At 34.8% G+C, this 574-nt stretch carries 1 protein-coding gene; it reads left to right on the top strand.

All coding sequences use genetic code 11. The features are described 5' to 3' along the window. On the top strand, positions 1–525 hold a 525-nt coding region (locus IDG60_RS00330; protein ID WP_274611423.1), incomplete at its 5' end, for a hotdog domain-containing protein. Between the last annotated feature and the right edge of the window lie 49 nt (positions 526–574).

The following is a 574-nucleotide window of genomic DNA, read 5'->3' on the forward strand; positions in this document are numbered from 1 at the left end:
CCTATTTATGTAAATGCTATGAGTACAGTAGCAAGTTGTGCGCATATGATGATTTGGGAAGGTATTGAATTGATTCCTGTCGTTTCGAGTAATAAAAAGACAGTGGGTGTGATTAATAGACAAGATGTTTTAAAGTCTATGCAACTTTTAGGAAGACAGCCTCAGATGGGTGAAACAATTAACGATCAAATCGCCAAATATATAACAATGAATCAAGATGGAATTACAGTAGAAGTTTCACCACTTTTAATCAATCATTACGGAACAGTAAGTAAAGCGGCATTTGTAAGTATTATAGAAGAAACAATACAATATGAAATGCGTAAATTTAAAAAAGGTAATGTCATGATAGAGAACTTAAATATCGTGTATATTAAAACAGTACCTATTGAATCACATATAACAGTGCGCTTTGGCATACTAGACGTCGGAAGAAACTTCGCCAAAATAGAAGTGAACATGCATAGTCAAAACGACAAAGTAGCGAGCGCTCTCGTGATATGCCAAATGTTTGACGAAGTATAGGAACTTAGCAGAGAAAATAGGCATAAGATAGATTTCGCACAAACGTTGG

The organism is Staphylococcus sp. EG-SA-2 (assembly GCF_017152085.1).